This is a genomic window from Sulfurimonas sp. (assembly GCF_016744025.1).
Taxonomy (GTDB): domain Bacteria; phylum Campylobacterota; class Campylobacteria; order Campylobacterales; family Sulfurimonadaceae; genus Sulfurimonas.
Genome location: NZ_JADGFC010000224.1, coordinates 1 through 2,338 on the forward strand (window position 1 = coordinate 1; position 2,338 = coordinate 2,338).

Consider the following 2,338-nt stretch of genomic DNA (forward strand, 5'->3'; position numbering starts at 1 on the left):
TTAATATTCTTCTGCTAAATCACTGAGTGTTTGTCTCTTGTAAATATACTTTTTGAAGATAATTTCTTGGAGTTGTTCGGGTCTTCTTTTTGATGAATAATTTGTATTGCAAGTACAGCATTTATATCTTTGAATTCCAAACTTCTTGCCATTCTTTTTAGTTAAAAAACTTTCACAGCTTGGACACTTTTTAGTTCTTTTTTACAGCCCATTATAAATATACCTTTGTTTATTCCTACTATAGCGTACTTTAAAGCACTTTTTAGCCTGAAATATTTTACTTTAAATCAAATTTAATAACAAGCTTAGTGTTATTAATACTTTTTTTATTATTTGCATATTAACATCCTTCTTTCGATATTTTACCTAATTTATAGAAGCTATTTCATCCTTATTTCGTTTTAAAGTATAGAGTGAATTAAGAAATAAAGTCATAAGAATTATACTTCCTCCTAAAAAAGTAGAGTCATAAGGAATCTCATCTAATACTAACCAAACCCAAATAGGCGCCATTACTGTTTCTATTATCATTAAAATACTAATTTCACTTGCAGGCAAAGTTTTTGTTCTTATTAAAATTAAAATTCTAGAAGTAGGTGAAACAAAAAGCCCAGTAAGTAAAAATATTAATAAGGTATTTATCTCTAATGTAAAATCATTAATGAAAAAGTAAGATATTAGCATCCCAGATAATCCAGCAATTGCTGTTATAGAAAAACGGTGAGCATTGTTATACTGTGACAAAATCACAAAAGTCAAAGCAAATAAATTAACACAGATTAGAGCATATATATTTCCTTTTAAATTCCCACTACTAATTTGTGAAGAAAATATCATAACAGTATGTGCAACAGTTATTGTTGTAATAGCATTAATTAAAAAGAGGGAGCAGCAGCGGCATATTTTCCTGAAGCAACGCCTTTAGTTAGTCTCAACTCACATGACCCGAAGAGCTTTACCCATTCATATAAATATATAGACAGTACTCTTCATAAAAGAAGTGGTTCTTCCTAGTATATAGATTAAGATTGTTTAATAGTTTTTGAACGGGCTAAGACAATTCTGTTTTTCCCGTGGCCTTTTGCTTCATACATAGCTTTGTCGGCTCTTGAAATAATTGTGTCTATGGTGTCATAATCCGTACAGTAAGTAAGTCCAAAACTTGCCATGATATTGTAACCAAGAATCTTTTGTATATCTTCGTCTTTTTCTATTGATTCTTTTATTTTTTGAGTTATAGTATGAGCTTCATTGATATGTGTATCTATAAATGCAATTACAAATTCTTCTCCACCCCATCTAGCAATTAAGTCTGTTTTTCTTATACTCTTCTTTAAAATATTGGCAGTTTTTACTAAAACTTCATCACCTATTTGATGTCCTAGCTCGTCGTTAACAGTTTTAAAATCATCTATGTCTATAAAGACTAAAGATATAGGTCTCTCATCTCTTTTATGTAGCGCTAAGAAGTGTTCAAACTGTTTGTCGAAGTGATGTCTATTTGATAAATCTGTAAGTGAATCAAAGTCTGCTAATCTTTCTAATTTTTTATGGTAATTTTTTAAAATAAACATAATGATAAGTGCAAAAATAAGTGTAAAAGATAGAGATAAACCAAGGTTTATATAAAAGACTTGAGTAGCTTCTTTAGCAAAGTCATTTAGTTTTGCTTCTACTATCAAATATGTGTTTAGCTCAGGGATATACTTGGTTTTGAGTATATACTCTTCGCCATTTTTTTCATATTCGATAATATCTGTGCTTTTAGATATTATCTCCTCTTTATGATTTTTTAACACTTGCATATCATCTATGTGTAGAGGAGTATTTTTATTTTGTCTAGTTAGGACAACTTTTCCTTCTTCATCTAAGAAATAGACATTAAGATTGTACTTCTTTTTAAACATGCTAAGCATCTCATCAATGTAAGAGATTTCAATTCCAATACCTGTTGCCCCAATAAAATTGTAATTGTCATCGTATATCTTGAAGTTGATAAACATGATAAGAGAATTTGTGAAGTTATCATTAAAATCAAGATTAATTTGATGACTCTTTGGCATAGCCTTAAAATCAAAATACCATTTATTAGTAGGGTTGGCTTCGTCAATATCTTCTAAAAAACCATTGTGAGTATAGTATTTTTCACTCTGCTGCGAAACCAAAAATGCGGTAAGTAATTCATACTTATTTTTGATGCTTTCTAAATATTTTGTAATTTTATGGACACTTTTTTCATCATTAAGAACCCAGTCTTTTAAAAATATAATGAACCCCTAAAACTGAACCAGTAAAATTTGTTTTCTTATTTCAAAAATGATAAAATTGAAATAGAAAA

2 protein-coding genes are annotated in these 2,338 nt (G+C 28.9%); both read right to left on the reverse strand.

Annotated features, from left to right (window positions below; translation table 11 throughout):
- Nucleotides 1-366 precede the first annotated feature (366 nt).
- Nucleotides 367-837, reverse strand: a complete 471-nt coding sequence (locus QZZ48_RS15465; RefSeq protein ID WP_294967152.1) for an EamA family transporter — start codon at nt 835-837, stop codon at nt 367-369.
- A 185-nt stretch (nt 838-1,022) separates the two neighbouring features.
- Complete coding sequence (locus QZZ48_RS15470; RefSeq protein ID WP_294967153.1) at nt 1,023-2,165, reverse strand: sensor domain-containing diguanylate cyclase; 1,143 nt, start codon at nt 2,163-2,165, stop codon at nt 1,023-1,025.
- Nucleotides 2,166-2,338 lie beyond the last annotated feature (173 nt).